Raw genomic sequence first — 16915 nt, forward strand, 5'->3', positions numbered from 1 at the left:
TTTCAAACATGTCCTTCCTTTCGATGGGTGGAACGGCCGGCTGCAATCGTCCGGCCGCCCCGGCATCGGGCTCAACCGCCGCGCACGACGATCGTGTGCACGCGATAGGGGCCGTGTGCCCCGAGCACGATGGTTTGCTCGATGTCGCCGGTGCGCGAGGGCCCCGACACGAAATTGACGGCGCGCGGCAACTCGCCGCGCTCGAGACGCATGAGCGCGAACGCCTCTTCCTGACCCGCCACGATGCGCGACGCGGGCACCACGGCGATGTGCGTTTCAGGAAGCAACGCCATCGACGCCTCGGTTTCGGGCCCCGACAGCAGCACGAGCGAGCCGGTTTCGGCCGTCGCGCAAAAACACCCCGTGACGCCCACGAGGTCGCCGTTCGTGGGCCGGCGAAACTCGACCGCCAGCCCCGCTTCGCCCCACGGCAAGGCTTTCAGCGTTGCCCAGGCGACGGCCTGGGGCGCCGCGCCCAGCTCGGACAAATAGCGTGCGGCCGCGGCGGGCACCTCATCGAGCGTCTCGACGAGCTCGACCGTGCTCGCCATGAGCCGCGCTTCGTCGACGAAGCGCGAGATCAACCCTTCGCGATCGGACGGCAACTCGGGACGCGGCCCTCGAGGATGGCGCGCGAGGTAATCGGCGACGGCCTCGCGTTCGGATGCCTCGGGTTCGGCCGGACGGCCGGACGCCGCGCGAATCCGCGCGAGTATGTTGCGCCGCGCCGCCGATGTATCCATTGCGTTCCTCGTCGTCAAGCCGAATGAATGGACGATTATACGGGCCTTCTTTTTTGGGATACATCGGCCTGCCGGCCAGGCGATGCTTCAATCGGGACAGTCGTCGTCGACGTTCGTTTCGATTCCGAACACCTGCCGCAAATAAGCCAGGTAGGCTTTGTCGTCGCACATGTTCTTGCCGGGCGAATCGGACAGCTTGGCGACCGGTTGCCCGTTGCAGCGGACCATTTTGATGACGATCTGCAGCGGACGGTAGCCGAGGTCGTTCGTGAGATTGGTGCCCACGCCGAACGCGAGGCGGCAGCGGCCTCGAAAGCGCTCGTAGAGTTGCAGCACTTTCGGGATATCGAGGGCATCCGAGAACACGAGGACTTTCGTGCGCGGATCGCACCGGTTCTCTTCGTAGTGCCGCAGCAACTGCTCGCCCCACTCGAACGGATCGCCCGAATCGTGGCGCGCGCCATCGAACAGCTTGCAGAAGTACATATCGAAGTCGTTCAGGAACGCTTTCATCCCGTAGACGTCGGACAGCGCGATGCCGAGGTCCCCGCGGTATTCCTTCGCCCACACTTCGAAGCCGTACGTCTGCGAGTCGCGCAAGCGCGGCCCCAGCGCCTGACACGCCTGCAGATACTCGTGCGCCATGGTGCCGAGCGGCGTGAGGCCGTGCTTCTTGGCATAAAACACGTTGCTCGTGCCCGCGAACTGTTCGCCGATACCGTCCATCAGCGTACGGATCACCTCTTCGTGCCAGTGTTTCGAAAAACGCCGGCGCGTGCCGTAGTCGGCGATCTTGCAGTCGGCGAATTCGGGCCGTGCGCCGAGCAGCGCGATCTTTTCGCCGAGGCGTTCGCGCCCGATCGCATAGTCGGGTTCGCGCTGCGTATTGCGGAAGTAGACTTCGTTGACGATGGCCAGGACCGGAATCTCGAACAGGATCGTGTGCAGCCACGGGCCCTTGATCGAGATCTCGATTTCCCCCGCGCGCTTGCCCGACGCCTCGATCGAGATGTACTTCTCGTTCAAGTGGAACAAGCCGAGAAAATCGACGAAGTCGCTCTTGATGAAGCGCATCTGCCGCAAATAATCGAGTTCGTCCTCGGTGAAGCGCAACTCGCAAAGCTGGCGTATTTCGTCGCGGATTTCCTCCACGTAGGGCGCCAAGTTCACATTCGGCGTGCGGCAGCGGAAGCGATACTCCACATTTGCCGCGGGAAACTGATGCAAGACGACCTGCATCATCGTGAACTTGTACAGATCCGTGTCGAGCAGCGAGGTGATGATCATGATATCGGCTAGGGCGCGCGAATCGGCGGCACGCCCATGCGCCGCCTGTCTCCGAGCAATCGCCGCATGTTACCCCAACCGCGGCGCATGACGTGCGCCCGGGGCACGAGCGCAGTCCGGACATCGCTCGGGTCCCATAAACTAATCACGAATCGATCTAAACGGCACGAAGACCCTCGGCGCATCGCGGCCAAGGCGTTAAGTTACAATACGCTGCTTGCTTATTCGCATTTTCCTCAAGATACCTGCAGGAGTTTGAATGACTCACGTTGTGACCGAAAGCTGCATCAAATGCCGCTATACCGACTGCGTCGACGTCTGCCCGGTGGACTGCTTTCGCGAAGGTCCCAACTTCCTCGCGATCGACCCCGATGAGTGCATCGACTGTGCCGTGTGCGTCGCCGAATGCCCGGTGAACGCGATTTACGCCGAGGAAGACGTGCCCGGCGATCAGCAGCAGTTCACGCCGCTGAACGCCGAATTGGCCAAGATTTGGCCGAGCATCACGAAGACCAAGGCCCCTCTGCCCGAGGCGGACCAGTTCAAGGACATCCAGGAAAAACTGCAATACCTCGAACGTTAAAGGCCGCTGACGGCCGCATACGCGCGTAGCGCCCCCGCTTCGTGGCCCGGGCGCGGCGTGTCGGCAGTCGCGAAGAATGCGCGAGGGTATTGACAGAGCGAGAGCCGGTACATAAAATCTCGCTTCTCTGCTGTTGTTGTTCCCCGATAGCTCAGTCGGTAGAGCGCCGGACTGTTAATCCGTAGGTCCCTGGTTCGAGCCCAGGTCGGGGAGCCAAAGAATGAATGGAAGAGCCCGTTCGTCATAACGGGCTTTTTTACGCAGTATCGATTTTCGTAGCACGTTGTTCCCCGATAGCTCAGTCGGTAGAGCGCCGGACTGTTAATCCGTAGGTCCCTGGTTCGAGCCCAGGTCGGGGAGCCAAAAGCTTCAGCGAAAGGGCCCGTCGTACATGCGACGGGCCCTTTTTGCATGGGTCGTCGGTTCATGGACCGGCTGCTCGGGCAAGGCGCTCGCGTCCACCCGTTGTGATACCGTTCGCTTTGGGCCGCGCAGCGCCTCGCAGCGCGGCAAAACGCCGCAAATTCGCCATGATCCGCTTCGCCCACTCCCCCTTTCGCGTCCTCGTCGCGGCCTGCGTCGCACTGCTGAGCGCCGCGCCGCTCGCGCACGGCGAGGAAATCGGCAGCGTCAATACGAACTTCCACATCACGGGCTCCGATCGCGTCGTCGTCGAAGCCTACGACGATCCCGACGTCGCAGGCATCACCTGCTTCGTCTCTCGCGCGCGCACCGGCGGAATCAAGGGCACGCTCGGTATCGCGGAAGACCCCACCGAGGCGTCGATCGCTTGCCGGCAAGTCGGACCCATCAAGTTTTCCGGGCCCGTGAAACGGCAAGCCGACGTCTTCACCGAACGGATGTCGCTGATCTTCAAGGCGTTGCACGTGGTGCGCATCGTCGATACCAAGCGCAACGCGCTCGTGTATCTGACCTATAGCGACCGCATCGTCTCGGGCAGCGCGAAAAACAGCGTCAGCGCCGTGCCGTTGCCGGCCGGCTCGACCGTGCCGTTGCGCTGAGGCACGCGCCGGCGGCAGACCGCAAACCGCAAACCGACAATGCCGATCATGGACGAGCCCCGCTTCCGCGACTGCGCCCGCTATTGGCGCTCGCCGCTCCTGCCCGGCGCGGAGATGGTCACGGCCGAATATCGCGAGCACGAGTTCTCGCCCCATTGGCACGAGGCCTACGCGATACCCGCCATCGAAGCCGGCGCCGAAGCGTTCGCCTACCAGGGCGCGCACCATGTCGCCGAGGCGGGCACGGTCCCGGTGATCAATCCGGGCGAGGTCCACACCGGATCGCGCGCCATGGAAGTGGGTTGGCGCTATCGCGTGTTCTACATCCCCGTCGATTTCATGGTGGGGCTCGCCGGCGATATCGGCTCCGCGCCGAACCCGATGCCGTGGTTCCCCACCGATGTCATCCGCGACCCCGATCTGGCGGCGAGAGTCGCGTACGCCCATCGTTTGCTCGAAGCACTGGGCGCCACGCCCGATCTCGGCACGCCGCACGGCGACCCGCTCGCGGCGGAGACGGCGTTGATCGACGCGATGTCCACGTTGATCGCGCGCTATGCGCAGCACCCCGGCGACGCCCGCCGGGCGAGCGCCGATCCGCCGCGCGTCGCACTGATGAAAGAGCGGCTCGCGGCCGATCTGACCGCGCCGCTCAGCCTGACGGAGCTCGCCGAGCAAGTCGGCCTATCCGCCTTTCACGCGGCGCGGCTATTCACGCAAGCCACCCGGATGCCGCCCCACGCTTGGCGGAATCAATTGCGGCTGCAGCGCGCGCTCGCGTTGTTGCGCGAGGGCATGGCCGTGGCCGATGTCGCCGCAGCCTGCGGCTTCACCGATCAAAGTCACTTCACGCGACATTTCCGGCGCATGTTCGGCGTGCCGCCGGGCCGCTGGCAAGCCGGAAACGCCGGCACGCGATAAGAGGCGCGAGCCCGAGCGCCGCGCCCTTGCCAAAGCAAGAACGTACAAGCCCGCCGCGCGCGCGGGACGCTATCCTGCGCGCAGTAGGAGGACTTTCCCTTGAAACCACGCACCCCGCTCAACGAATTGCTAGACGGCGCCCGCGCCATGATCCCGATGGTTGTCGGCGGCGCCCCATTCGGCGTGATCTTCGGCACGCTGGTCACGACCGGCCCGCTTCATCCGTGGCACGGCCAATTGATGTCGCTCGCCGTGTTCGCCGGATCGGCTCAATTCATCGCGCTCGGGCTCGTTGCGGCCCATGCGAGCTTCGCCGTGCTTTGGGCGACGACGTTCATCGTCAACCTGCGCCATGTGCTCTACAGCGCCACGTTGGCACCGTACGTCGCGCGCTTGCCCGTGCGCTGGAGGCTCGCGCTGGGCGGCCTGCTGACCGACGAGGTCTTCGCCGTCGCTTATGCGCACTATCGCCACGCGCCGCCCGGAAAAATCGGGCCACATTATTTCCTCGGCTCGGGCCTCGCCATGTATTTCAGCTGGCAACTCGCGACGTTGGCCGGGCTGCTGTTCGGCGCCGCGTTTCCCCGGCTGCAATCGCTCGGCCTCGATTTCGCCATGGCCGCCACGTTCATCGCCATTGTCGTGCCGCAACTCGTGTCGCTGCGCTACATCGCCTCGGCCGCGACGGCCGGCGTCGTCGCCCTAGCCTGCGCGGGCCTGCCGTATAAGCTCGGCCTCCTGGCCGCCGTCGCAGCCGGCGTGGCGGTGGGCGTCGTACTCTCGCGGCCTTGGGCGGCCAGCGGCGGCCCGGGCCAGCAGCCGGCCGACCCGGTCAAACGCCGCCGGGAACACGCGGACAGCGCCCGGCGCAGCGCCGATGCCCCTGCCGATCGCACCGTGGAGACGGCATCATGAATTACGTCGTCGTGATCCTCGGCATGGCCGTCATCACGTTCGCGATCCGATCGACCGTCTTTTTACTGGGCGAGCGCATCGTGTTCCCGCCGCTCGTGCGCACGGCGCTCGGCTTCGTGCCGGTCACGGTGCTGACCGCCATCATCGTCCCGATGGCCGTGACGCCCCACGGTGGTGCACCGGAGCTGACCTGGCGCAACGCGCAGCTCGTCGGGGCGCTCGCGGCCTGCGTCGTCTCGGCCATCACCCGCCGGCCGCTTTTGACCATCGCGGTGGGGCTCGGCGTCTTCTTCCTCTGGCAGGGCCTCGTGTTGCGGTAGTGCCGGGCCCCTCGCGGCACGCGATCCGGTCGCGAGAGGCATTCCTCGGCAGATATCGCGCGCTCGCCCCTCAAGTTCCGCGCTCGATCGCCGTTAATCAGACGAAGCGCGTTTCTTGGCCGCGCGGCGCGGGGCCGCGCCGCATCGTTGCTGCCTTGACGCGCGCATGCGAAAACCGTTAAGTGCGCCGGCCGGGAGAGCAGGCCCGCCAGTTTGGGGGACGCGTGCCGGCTCGACCGTAGGGCGCCCGCGCGAGAACGCCGCGATGGCGCCGGGGACGCGCGACCAGGACAAGCCATGGGCCAAATTACCCTTTCTCTTCGCGAAGAGACCATCTCTTCGCTCCAAAAGGACTTCGAAGCCTTCATGCGGGTATCGCTCAAGCTCGACCCGCAGTTCGCGACGCCGTCGTTCGAAGACTTCTTGCGGGCCAAGCTGCTCGACAACATGGTGCCGCTCACCGAGCACGCGGTGCAGCGCATGTTGCAAGGCGGCCAGTACGCCTGGGCCAAACGCACGCTCGAGAAAGAGTTCCCGGACGTCGTCGCGATCCTCATGCGTCAGGCCGAGGAGTTCGGCTTCAGCTTCGCGGTGCGCTCGGAGTGGACGTCCGAGGAAGTCGCGAAAGCCGCGCGCGACTGGGCGGCGGCAATCGTGAAAGAAGCCGGCGGCGACGAGTCGCTCGTCGATCCGCTGTCGGCCCAGATCAAATCGACTGCCCGCGATATTCAATCGCTCGAGGAAAAGATGCAGACCCCGGCCTGGCGGCTCGCGGAATCGCTGCGTCAACGCGTGTATGAAGCGAAGATCGCCTGCGAAACGAGCGTCGGCAGTACCGCGCGCGAAAAGCTCGGCGAGTTGCGCGGCTTGCTCAAGCTCGGGCTCGCGCATGGCTCGTTCCAGAAGCAGGAAGCCCAGCAAATCATGGAGTATCTGCGGCTGCTGAAGCCGGAAATCTTCGTGGAAGAGCCTTACGACATCTTCTCGCGCATGGCCGCGTGGATGCGCAACTTCTTCATGCAGCCGGCCCGCCCCGCTCAGCCGCGCGTCGAGCCGCGCCGGCCCCGGTAACCCGCCATCCCACGGCCCGGCGTTCGGTTTGCCGCGTTGGGCCGACGGCGCACGCCTACCGTGCGCCGGCCCCGCTCAATCCCACATCGCCTTCAGTTGCGCCGCGATATCGATCCGCGCTTTGGCGGCCGCGGCTAGGCCGGCTTCTGTCGGCGGCGATACGCTTGCCACCGGGGGCCACGCTTGCACGTCGAACAGCGTCGATAAAGCCTCGGGAATGAAACGCGTGCGTGAAGCCCAGACGTGGCGATCGCCCAGCGCGTTTTGGTTGTGCACGTAAAAGCGCTGCGGGACGACGATGTGCAAATCTTCCTTGGCGCGCGTCATCGCGACGTACAGTAGGCGCCGCTCCTCTTCGATCTCCTCTTGGCTGCCCGTGCCGAGATCGGACGGAATACAGCCATCGACGCCGTTCAGCACGAACACGTTGCGCCACTCTTGGCCCTTGGCCGAATGGATCGTCGAGAGAATCAGGTAATCCTCGTCGAGCAGCGGCACGCCCGATTCGTGGCTCGTCGCATCGGGCGGATCGAGCGTCAACTCCGTCAGAAAACGCTCGCGCGTCGGAAACGTCGCGGCCAGGCTCTCCATCTGCAAGATATCGGCATGGCGCGTGAGCGCATCTTCGTGGTTGCGCTCCAGATGCGGCTCGTACCAACGCCGCACCTGTTCGAACTCGGCAGGCCAAGGCGTCAGCGAGGCGCCTACCTTTTCCATCAGCGCGGCGAACGCGGGCCAATCGTCGGCCGCGCGGGCCGGCGGCGCGTAAGCACCGACCGAGGCGGCAAGCGTGCCCGATGCGGCCACAGCGTCGAGCACGCGGCCAGCCGTTGAGGGCCCGACGCCGGGCATCAGTTGCAGAACCCGGAATCCCGCCACGCGATCGCGCGGGTTTTGCGCCCAGCGCAGTACCGCGAGGACGTCCTTCACGTGGATCGAATCGAGAAACCGCAGCCCGCCGAATTTGACGAACGGGATATTGCGCCGCGCCAGCTCGAGTTCGAGCGCGGCGCTGTGATGGGCCGCGCGAAAGAGCACGGCCTGAGACTTGAGCTTCATGCCCGCCTCGCGCGCCTGCAGCACCGCTTCCACCACGTAACGCGCCTGCTCCACCTCGCCCGCGACGGAGACGAGGCGGGGACGCTGCGCCGAGGTCTTATCGGTCCATAGATATTTCGTGAAGCGCTCGCTCGCCAAACCGATCACGGCATTGGACGCCGCGAGAATCGCGTCGGTCGAGCGGTAATTGCGCTCGAGCGTCACCCGTGCGGCGGCGGGCGCGAAATGCGCCGGAAAATCCAGGATGTTGCGCACCGTCGCACCGCGAAACGAATAGATCGACTGCGCGTCGTCGCCCACGACGGTCAAGCCGCGCCCGTCGGGCTTCATCGAAAGCAAGATGGCCGACTGCAAGCGGTTCGTGTCTTGGTACTCGTCCACGAGCACATGGTCGAACCGTTGAGACAGATCGGCAGCGATGGAAGGCTCCGCGGCCATGCGCGCCCAGTAAAGCAGCAAGTCGTCATAGTCGAGAACATTCTGGGCTTGCTTGGCGGCGACGTAAGCCGCGAAGAGCGCGCGCAGGTCCTGCTCCCATTCGCGGCACCAGGGAAAGGCCTGGTCGAGCACGTCCGGTAATTTCGCTCCCGTATTGACGACGCGCGAGTAGATCGCCAAGCACGTGCCTTTGACGGGGAAGCGCCGCTCCTTGGCCGAGAGCCCCAATTCGTGGCGCACCACGTTCATCAGATCGGCGCAATCCTCGCGGTCGTTGATCGTGAAAGCGGGAGACAAACCGATCGTTTCCGCGTACTCACGCAGCAATCGCGCGCCGACGCCATGGAACGTGCCCGTCCACGTCAGCGCCTGAGCCAAGTCGGCCCGAGTGCCGAGCGCTTGCGCGGCGATACGGGTAGCGCGCCGCGTCATGTCCTCGGCCGCGCGTCGCGAAAACGTGAGCAACAACACTCGCCGCGGATCGGCGCCCTTGACCAACAAATGCGCGACGCGATGGGCGAGCGTATTGGTCTTGCCCGAGCCCGCGCCCGCGATGACGAGCAACGGCCCGCCCGGGCTCGCGCCCTCGCCGACGCCATGCTCGACGGCGGCACGCTGCGCCTCGTTCAGCTTTTCAAGATAGGGGGCGGCCGGCGCGCTGGCACCCGGCTCGGCGGCGGCGGAAATTGGGGACACGGTAAGGCTGTCGATCGTTCGAATCGGCGTGCGCCGGCGCTGCAACGCTGTATGGCCGGCGAGAACGCGCATGCTATGGGCTGGCCCTTGCCCGATGGGCTCCGGCCACAGAATGAAGTCGCTAGCCTATCAGTTTTTCCAGGGCGTACACCGTGCGATTCGAGTAGCCTCGATAGACGATTTCTTGGGGCCGAATATGGCAGCGATCGTCTCGCTTCAGTTCACCGGCGCTTATCGCGATCCCGTCGCCGCCGGCTATCCCTTGGGTAGCGGCTATCGCTGGTATCTGCCGCCGTTGATGCGGTTCAACGCACCCGACGCACTGAGCCCGTTCGATGCGGGAGGCGTCAATCCCTATGCGTATTGCGGCGACGATCCGATCAACCGTGTCGATCCAAGCGGTCATGCATGGGGACTGGGATGGGCGCGCCGGTTCGACGACGACATCGTGGAGCCCGATCCGCCGAAACGGGTACCCGTCGCATTGCGCGGCTCGATTCTAAAAGCGCAGGATGCGCCATTGGCCACGGTCGCCAACCGACCGTTCGCCGGCCGCGCGGTTCGATTCGCGCGTACCGCACGCCCCGCCGACACTGCAACGGGCCAATGGAAAGTACCGGGGGAGAAGAGTCTGAATAACCCTTCCTCGGCGGCAAGCACGATGACGGCCAAAAACTACTTGGAAAACGCCGAGGGCGACATCTCCAGCGTCGAGCTCGCGCTCGACATTCTCCAACGCGACGTAGCCGCTGCCGCAAACCGATTCGAGGGCGACCAGAATAGCGCGAGCAATTTAAAAAATTGGAACTCGACCGTCTCGAGGGCCAAGCAAGGGCGTGATAGCGCAGAGGGCACCCTTTCCGTGGCGAAGGACTTCATCGACGATCTACCGCCAACGGACTCGCGCACGCGCGCGTTATGGCGTCAATATCGTGCGCTTGACGACCGCGTCAGCGCCGCGAGCGAACGCCTGCAAGGCTTCGGCCCCATATACGAGCAACCGATGTTCACGCTCAAGCTGCCGGTGAAACAAAAACGCCTCCTGATCGGCAAGAAGCCACCGCCGCTCTAGCGTTCCGGCGGCATCCGGCCGCGTGCAGAGACCCAAGCGCTTCCCGTGCCCGCCCGAGTGGCTTATGATGCCAGCCCAAATCGCTTTCGCGCCGCACGCCGGTTATCGCCATGGCCAATCTCAATTTCACGCTCACGGGCGATCACGTCGAACTGCACAACTTGCTCAAACTGATGGGCCTGGCCGACAGCGGCGGCTCCGCCAAAGGGCTGGTAGCGTCGGGCGAAGTCAAGGTCGATGGAAAAGTCGAGTTGCGCAAAACGTGCAAGATTCGCGCAGGCCAAGTCGTCATGCTGGGCGACACGCGCATTGCCGTACACGAGCCGCGCTGAGCCTTACCGAGCCGCAGCAAGTCACGCGCAAGCACTGGCGCAGTCACGATTTCGCCGACTACGCCATCGCACCATCGACAGACGAGCGCGGAAGCAATAAGCTCTTCGTTTCCGAAGATAACAACATGGGCCGTGCTTCAGATGCGCTGACGGCCCCGTCGCGCCTCCTCGATTCGCCATGTCAGAGTCCACTTTTGCCCGGGCCGCCGCCGAGCCGGCCCCGCCGCCGCTTTCCCGCCACGCCGCCGATACCGCCCGCCTGGCCGCTCCGCTCGCCATCGCCCAACTGTCGCAGATGGCGATGGGCGTCACCGATACGATCCTGCTCGGCTCGCTGAGCGCCGACGCGCTCGCCGCGGGCGGACTCGGCGCCGGGATCTTTTTCGTGATCGTCACGCTGCTGCAAGGGGTGCTCAGTTCGGTCAGCGTCACGGTCGCCAATGCGCGCGGCGCGCAAGCCGACCATCGCGTGCCGCACATCTACTGGACCGGACTCGCGCTGTCCGTGCTGCTGTCGCTGCCGGCCTTCGTGCTGCTCTCGTTCGCGCATCCGATCTTGCTCGCATTCGGCGAGCCGCCCACCCTCGCCCGCGACGTGGGCGCCTATACGGGCGTGCTGCGCTTCGCTTCGCTCGGCAGCTTGATCGGCGTCGGCATGATGCGCTCGTTCTTACCGGCCATCGGCGCGGCCAAGCGCCTGCTATGGGTCGCGCTGATCGGCGTCGTGTTCAACGGCGTGCTGAACTACGGGCTCATTCACGGCGCCTGGGGCCTGCCGCGCCTCGGCATGCTCGGCTCCGCCACGGCGACGACGATCACCGTGTGGCTCAGTGCGATCGCGCTCGTCGCCATGCTGCATGGACGCCCTCGCTACAAGCATTTCGTGATCGCCAAACGGCCGACCATGCCGCTCATGAGCGAACTATTCGCGATCGGCTGGCCGGTGGCGATCACCTATGGCGTCGAGTCCATGCTGTTTCTATGCACGGGCCTGTTCATCGGGCTCATGGGCGAGACACCGCTTGCCGCGCACCAAGTGGCGATGAGCGTCAGCTCGGTCACGTTCATGGTGCCGCTCGCGATCGGCCAGGCGGCGAACGTGCGCGTGGGTTACTGGATGGGCGCGGGCAACCCCGTCGCCGCGCGCCACGCGGGTTTCGTCGCACTCGGACTCGGCGTGGCCTATATGTCGATGACCGGGCTTTTGTTCATCGTCGCGCCCAAAGCCATCATCGGCTTGTATTTGAATCTGAACGATGCGGCCAACGCGCAGACCGTCACGATCGCCGCTTCCCTGCTCGGCGTGGCCGCGGTGTTTCAGATCGTGGACGGCATGCAGACGATCGGCTCGGGCTGTCTGCGCGGACTCAAGGACACGCGTGTTCCGATGATCGCCGCCGCGTTCGGCTATTGGGGCGTGGGCTTTCCCACCGGCTACTGGCTCGCGTTTCATGCGGGGCTCGGCCCGCGCGGCCTGTGGTGGGGACTGGCCGCCGGTCTCGCCAGCGTCGCCGTGCTGATGACCTTGCGCTTCGATCGGCGCACGCGCCGGCTGCCGGGCGCGTAGGCAGACAAAACCAACTTGGATAGCCGCCGAACGCCGGGCACGCGAAGTGCTTGTCCGCCGACCGGGCATGTGCATGCATAACGGGTAACGAATGGGGTGACGAACGTCGCCTTCACATTAAAATGCCGTTATTCGTGCCGGGACGATTCCTCTTCGTCCTGCCGGTCCGTCAGCGAAGGAAAAGTCCGACGTGTTCGATGAGCATTGGCCGCGGCCGCGAGCCGCATCGGATGAATTGGCGCGCCGCCGCGCCGCCCGCGTCCTGCTTGAAGCGCAGGCGTGGCGCGCGCGCGTCGATGCACTGGTCATCATGCGCCGGCTCGTCTTGCTGTTCGCCGCCTTTCTCGCCGCCTGCACCACCCTGCCACCGGCCACCTCGCTCGAGCGCCCGGCCACCCATACGCTGTCGAATCCCGAGGCGACACCGCTCGGCCATGCACTCGCACCGCTGGTCGCCAAGCACGCCGGGCAATCGGGCTTTCGGCTGCTGACGGACGGCACCGACGCCCTGCAAATGCGTATCGCGGTTGCCCGCGCGGCTACGCAGACACTCGATCTGCAGTACTACATCGCCGCCGAGGATACGACGGGCCGGCTGCTGCTGGCCGCCGCGCTCTACGCGGCCGATCGTGGCGTGCGCGTGCGCCTGCTCGTGGACGATTTGAATTTCGACGATGCCAGGCGCTTGATGGCGGCGCTATCCACGCATCCGAACATCGAAGTGCGCGTCTTCAACCCTTTCGGCAGCACACGCCCAAGCGTGTTTGCCCGCACGGAGACGTTCTTGACCCGCATCGATCGCTTCACGCGCCGGATGCACAACAAAGCGATGATCGCCGACGGTGAGGTAGCGATCGTAGGCGGCCGCAATCTCGGCGACGAGTATTTCAGCGCCAGCCCGAAACTGCAGTTCCGCGACTTGGACGTGCTTGCCGCGGGGCCAATCGTTCACGACGTTTCGCAGAGCTTCGATGCGTTTTGGAACAGCGAGGGCGCCTATCCGCTGAAGGTCGTCGATACCCATAGCTACGCCGAAAGCGATTTGAGCGCGGCGCGCGCGGAGTTGCGCGAGCACTGGCGTACCCAAGCACAGGCCGTGGGCGCCAAGCCCTTGAGCGCGGCGCCGCTGCGCGAGCAAATCGCCCAAGAGCAGATGGGCCTCGTATGGGCACCGGCGACGTTCAGCGTCGACTCGCCGCGCAAGATCACCGAGCCCGACGACGACTACCGCAGCCCGCCGATGCACGCGCTCGCCGAGCTGCTGCGCGGCGCGCAGCACGAGGTGTTGCTGCTATCGCCGTATTTCGTCCCGCACGAGGCCGGCGTGAAGTTGCTCGCCGGCCTCACGCAGCGCGGCGTACGTGTGGCGGTGGTCACGAACTCGATGGCCTCGACCGACGCCGTCGCCGTCCAAGCCGGCTACAGCCCTTACCGCATCCCACTGCTGAAAAACGGCGTCGAGCTCTACGAGTTCCAACCGCTGCAACGCACGCATTCGCGCCTGTTCGCCGGCTCGCAATCGCGCGCGAGCCTTCATGCGAAGGCTTATGTCATCGACCGGCGCACGCTCGTGATCGGTTCGCTGAATTTCGATCCTCGATCCGCTCACCTGAACAGCGAACTCGCGCTCGTCATCGACAGTCCGACGATCGCGGGCCAAGCAGCCAAGCTCATCGAACAGGCCATGTCGCCGACGGTCAGCTACCGCGTCACTCTCGCCACGGCGAACGACGAGGCCACGCTGCACGCGCTCGGCGCGCCCGATTCGGGGCTCGTATGGACCGGCGCCGAGCAAGATGCGACGGGCGTGCACTTGCGCACCTGGTCACTCGATCCCGAGGCGGGGTTCGTACGCAATTTACTCACGGGTCTATTCTTGTTGTTGCCGGTCGACTCGCAACTGTAACGTTAGGCGCTACGCGCGGCCGCTAGCCGCGGCGGGCCGAACCCATTCAAACGCAGTTTTTCGTATCGGAGCCGAAGCATCATGACCGAAGACCATCGCATGGAGCGCGACACGTTCGGCGAGATCGCCGTGCCGGCCGCGCGCTTGTGGGGCGCCCAGACACAACGATCGCTGCAGAACTTCAAGATCTCGACCGAAAAGCAATCGCCCGAACTCATCACCGCGCTCGCGCTCATCAAGCGCGCCGCCGCGGAGGTGAACCTCGAATTGGGCGTCCTCCCCGAGGACAAGGCTCGCGCGATCATGCAGGCAGCCGATGAAGTGATCGAGGGCCGTCACGCCGGCGAATTCCCGCTGGCTGTCTGGCAAACCGGTTCGGGTACGCAGACCAACATGAACCTGAACGAAGTGATCGCGAACCGCGCGAGCGAATTGCTCGGCGGCGAGCGGGGGGAAGCGCGCAAAGTGCACCCGAACGACGACGTCAATCGCGGCCAATCGTCGAACGATGTATTCCCGACCGCGATGCATGTTGCCGCCGCAAGCGCCATCGTCACGCATCTATTGCCGGCGCTCGGTGCGTTGCGTCATACGTTGGAGGCGAAATCTCAGGCATTCGCCGACATCGTCAAGATCGGTCGAACTCACTTGCAAGATGCGACGCCGCTTACGTTGGGTCAAGAGTTCTCCGGCTATGCGGCGCAACTTGCGCACGGCATCGCGCATCTGCAATCGGCACTGCCGCATTTGTACGAGTTGGCACAGGGTGGTACCGCGGTGGGTACCGGGCTCAACGCCCATCCGCAATTCGCCGAGCGCGTGGCCGCCGCGATCGGTCGTTTGACGGGACTGCCGTTCGTCAGCGCGCCCAATAAGTTCGAGGTGATGGCAGCGGCTGATGCGCTCGTCTTTGCGCACGGCGCGCTGAAGACGGTGGCGGCGAGTCTCATGAAGATCGCCAACGACGTGCGCTGGCTTGCGAGCGGCCCTCGCTGCGGCTTGGGTGAGATCGCGATTCCCGAAAACGAACCGGGTAGTTCGATCATGCCGGGCAAGGTCAACCCGACGCAATCGGAGGCCGTGACGATGCTGTGCTGCCAGGTGTTCGGCAACGATGTGGCCATCAATATCGGCGGAGGAAGCGGCAACTTCGAGTTGAATGTGTTCCGTCCGATGATCGCGCACAACGTGCTGCAATCGATCCGGCTGCTGGCGGACGGCGCGCAAAGCTTCAACGATCATTGCGCCGTCGGAATCGAACCGAATCGCGCGCGCATCGATACGCTGCTGAACGAATCGTTGATGCTCGTGACGGCGCTCAATCCGCACATCGGTTATGACAAGGCCGCGCAGATCGCGAAGAAGGCGCACAAGGAAGGCACCACCCTGAAGGCGGCCGCGCTGACGCTCGGGTATGTCACCGAAGCGCAGTTCGATGAGTGGGTGCGGCCTGAAGAGATGACGGGGCGGCGGGGTTGATCGAAGGGGCCGCCTATGATCCGCTCGCCAAACTCGATATGAGCGTGCATCCGCATGTGGCTTTATCGCCGTGGCGAGCGATGGGAATGCCCGCGTCGGTCATTGATGTGTCGCCGTCGAGAATCACATTGGGCTTGACGTCGGGGTGCCTAGGGCACGATACCTCGTCGCCCTTACGCGCGACGAAACGGCCGTCGAAACGCATCGTGGTCGAGGCGGTGATGACCTTGCCACCGTGGTCGGTATCGTCGTCGAGGCGGATTAAATTCATCATGGTCGGGGATGGCTCCGCGTGTCATTCCGCCGCTTTGATACGCTCAACATCTTTAGTGCGTCCGAGCGCCGCCGCGATTGCGAGCGGTTTCAAGCGACGTACCACGTCCGGACTACCTGCAGCAGCCGGCTTCAATCCGCGCGCGACCGGCGGTGTGCCATCTAGGTTGAAATCCGTGTAGTCGGACATGTGATCGGGATCGGCCGCCAGTAGTGCTTCGACTTTCCGCATGATATCGGGGGGGATCTGAGCGTCCTCAAGCACCAACTGATCCCAAGCTCCCTCGCGCTCCCGTGATTGTGCTAGCCGCGTGAAGAAAAGATCTACATTTCCATTCAGCAACGCCGATTCTTTCGTGTAACCGGCCTTGAGCATCGCCGCCCCTTCGGCCTCGCAACGCGACAGAGCAAATTTGAGGACGTCGGGGAGCGGCGCGTCTGCGTTACCGTTGAGGTCTCTCATCGTGTTCGTTATGACGCCCGGCCAATCGTCAACCCGGTCAATGCCCAAGAGCGGGTAACGCCGAACGCTACTGCTGGGGCAAAACACTTGCGAAGGCACATAACGGAAGTCGTCCTTCCCCTGCGCCCAGGTCAATTCGTCCTCGCTATAGAAGGGCTGCTTGAACGACTCTAAAAGCGATCGCTTCGTCCAGTTGGTCCGGCTTTCATGCATTAGGTCGAACCTCGCAATCGCGACCGAAAACGTCGGACTTACGACGAGCGCGCATAGAAAAAGCCCGATACAAGTTAGCCACTTTTTCCCGGCGGAAAGCCGGGGCTGACCACGCAACAGCCGCGCCGTGTCGTTATACGCGACAGGAAAAGTCGCGAAAGTCAAACACCCGAAAATGCAGGCGGCAGCAAACAGGTCCAGTTCCAGCCAGCCGATATCCAGCGTACGGTTGCCGCCAAGCGCCAGGTTGGCCAGGGTGACGACCGTTCCGCACACACCGATTAACGCGGGCCAACGAGGTGACGACCGCTTCGACGCAGCGCGCCAGGTCAGAAAGTCGGCTACGACGGGGTGCTCTGATGACATTTGGGCCCTCTATTATTTTTTGGACAATGCGGCGTAAAAACACCGCAACAGCAAGTGCGAAATGACTCTCTATAAGCGAGGGTCGTTTCGCACTGGGCGGCATGCGGCGCGAAAAGGTTCTCAGGAGCGCGATGCAATGCTTAGGTCAGGATGTGCGCAGCAAAGTTGCCCGGCAGATCATCGCGCCGC

At 64.4% G+C, this 16915-nt stretch carries 16 protein-coding genes and 2 tRNA genes; 13 read left to right on the forward strand and 5 right to left on the reverse strand.

The annotated features are described in order from the left end of the window. Positions 1 to 71: 71 nt before the first annotated feature. On the reverse strand, positions 72 to 743 hold the full coding sequence (locus C0Z18_RS14100) for a LutC/YkgG family protein (RefSeq protein WP_102646032.1): 672 nt from the start codon (positions 741 to 743) through the stop codon (positions 72 to 74). A gap of 87 nt (positions 744 to 830) precedes the next feature. Beyond that, entirely contained in the window at positions 831 to 2030 is a 1200-nt protein-coding gene (pncB, locus tag C0Z18_RS14105; RefSeq protein ID WP_102646033.1) for a nicotinate phosphoribosyltransferase, read from the reverse strand. A gap of 259 nt (positions 2031 to 2289) precedes the next feature. On the opposite strand from pncB, the gene fdxA reads away from it, so the two are divergent. The 8 genes from fdxA to C0Z18_RS14150 all read left to right on the forward strand — a co-directional run bounded on the left by fdxA (position 2290) and on the right by C0Z18_RS14150 (position 6862). Then, on the forward strand, positions 2290 to 2613 hold the full coding sequence (fdxA, locus tag C0Z18_RS14110) for a ferredoxin FdxA (RefSeq protein ID WP_102646034.1): 324 nt from the start codon (positions 2290 to 2292) through the stop codon (positions 2611 to 2613). A 140-nt stretch (positions 2614 to 2753) separates the two neighbouring features. Beyond that, a tRNA-Asn gene (locus tag C0Z18_RS14115) sits at positions 2754 to 2829 on the forward strand. Positions 2830 to 2900: 71 nt separating this feature from the next. Then, positions 2901 to 2976: transfer RNA gene (locus C0Z18_RS14120), tRNA-Asn, on the forward strand. Positions 2977 to 3143: 167 nt separating this feature from the next. Continuing rightward, on the forward strand, positions 3144 to 3635 hold the full coding sequence (locus C0Z18_RS14125) for a CreA family protein (RefSeq protein WP_102646092.1): 492 nt from the start codon (positions 3144 to 3146) through the stop codon (positions 3633 to 3635). A gap of 48 nt (positions 3636 to 3683) precedes the next feature. Continuing rightward, positions 3684 to 4556 carry a helix-turn-helix domain-containing protein gene (locus C0Z18_RS14130; protein WP_102646093.1) on the forward strand — a complete coding sequence of 291 codons (873 nt, stop codon included), beginning with the start codon at positions 3684 to 3686 and terminating at the stop codon, positions 4554 to 4556. Positions 4557 to 4703: 147 nt separating this feature from the next. After that, the gene (locus C0Z18_RS14135; RefSeq protein WP_102646035.1) at positions 4704 to 5471 is read left to right on the forward strand and encodes an AzlC family ABC transporter permease; all 768 of its coding nucleotides are present in this window, start codon (positions 4704 to 4706) and stop codon (positions 5469 to 5471) included. Then, positions 5468 to 5791: an AzlD domain-containing protein gene (locus tag C0Z18_RS14140; protein ID WP_102646036.1), complete on the forward strand. Its 324-nt coding sequence runs from the start codon at positions 5468 to 5470 to the stop codon at positions 5789 to 5791. The genes C0Z18_RS14135 and C0Z18_RS14140 overlap by 4 nt, the downstream gene beginning before the upstream one ends. Positions 5792 to 6088: 297 nt before the next feature. Then, positions 6089 to 6862 (forward strand): DUF4088 family protein, encoded by a 774-nt coding sequence (locus C0Z18_RS14150; protein WP_102646038.1) that lies wholly within the window; start codon positions 6089 to 6091, stop codon positions 6860 to 6862. A 75-nt stretch (positions 6863 to 6937) separates the two neighbouring features. Here C0Z18_RS14150 and C0Z18_RS14155 read toward each other — a convergent pair whose 3' ends face one another. Then, positions 6938 to 9127 (reverse strand): ATP-dependent helicase, encoded by a 2190-nt coding sequence (locus tag C0Z18_RS14155; RefSeq protein WP_102646039.1) that lies wholly within the window; start codon positions 9125 to 9127, stop codon positions 6938 to 6940. A gap of 124 nt (positions 9128 to 9251) precedes the next feature. Here C0Z18_RS14155 and C0Z18_RS14160 point away from each other — a divergent pair, with 124 nt between their 5' ends. The 5 genes from C0Z18_RS14160 to fumC all read left to right on the forward strand — a co-directional run bounded on the left by C0Z18_RS14160 (position 9252) and on the right by fumC (position 15411). After that, positions 9252 to 10127: an RHS repeat-associated core domain-containing protein gene (locus tag C0Z18_RS14160; protein ID WP_199189450.1), complete on the forward strand. Its 876-nt coding sequence runs from the start codon at positions 9252 to 9254 to the stop codon at positions 10125 to 10127. Between the two features lie 110 nt (positions 10128 to 10237). Further along, the gene (locus C0Z18_RS14165) at positions 10238 to 10459 is read left to right on the forward strand and encodes an RNA-binding S4 domain-containing protein (protein ID WP_102646041.1); all 222 of its coding nucleotides are present in this window, start codon (positions 10238 to 10240) and stop codon (positions 10457 to 10459) included. Positions 10460 to 10637: 178 nt separating this feature from the next. Next, on the forward strand, positions 10638 to 12026 hold the full coding sequence (locus C0Z18_RS14170; protein WP_102646042.1) for an MATE family efflux transporter: 1389 nt from the start codon (positions 10638 to 10640) through the stop codon (positions 12024 to 12026). Positions 12027 to 12336: 310 nt separating this feature from the next. Next, positions 12337 to 13932 (forward strand): phospholipase D-like domain-containing protein, encoded by a 1596-nt coding sequence (locus C0Z18_RS14175; RefSeq protein ID WP_102646094.1) that lies wholly within the window; start codon positions 12337 to 12339, stop codon positions 13930 to 13932. A gap of 81 nt (positions 13933 to 14013) precedes the next feature. Continuing rightward, positions 14014 to 15411, forward strand: coding sequence for a class II fumarate hydratase (fumC, locus tag C0Z18_RS14180; RefSeq protein WP_102646043.1), 1398 nt, complete (start codon positions 14014 to 14016; stop codon positions 15409 to 15411). A 13-nt stretch (positions 15412 to 15424) separates the two neighbouring features. Here fumC and C0Z18_RS14185 read toward each other — a convergent pair whose 3' ends face one another. After that, complete coding sequence (locus C0Z18_RS14185; RefSeq protein ID WP_102646044.1) at positions 15425 to 15685, reverse strand: PAAR domain-containing protein; 261 nt, start codon at positions 15683 to 15685, stop codon at positions 15425 to 15427. A 21-nt stretch (positions 15686 to 15706) separates the two neighbouring features. Continuing rightward, positions 15707 to 16726 (reverse strand): hypothetical protein, encoded by a 1020-nt coding sequence (locus tag C0Z18_RS14190; protein WP_102646045.1) that lies wholly within the window; start codon positions 16724 to 16726, stop codon positions 15707 to 15709. Positions 16727 to 16915: the final 189 nt, after the last annotated feature.

The sequence above is a fragment of the Trinickia dabaoshanensis genome, assembly GCF_002879885.1.
Lineage (GTDB): Bacteria > Pseudomonadota > Gammaproteobacteria > Burkholderiales > Burkholderiaceae > Trinickia > Trinickia dabaoshanensis.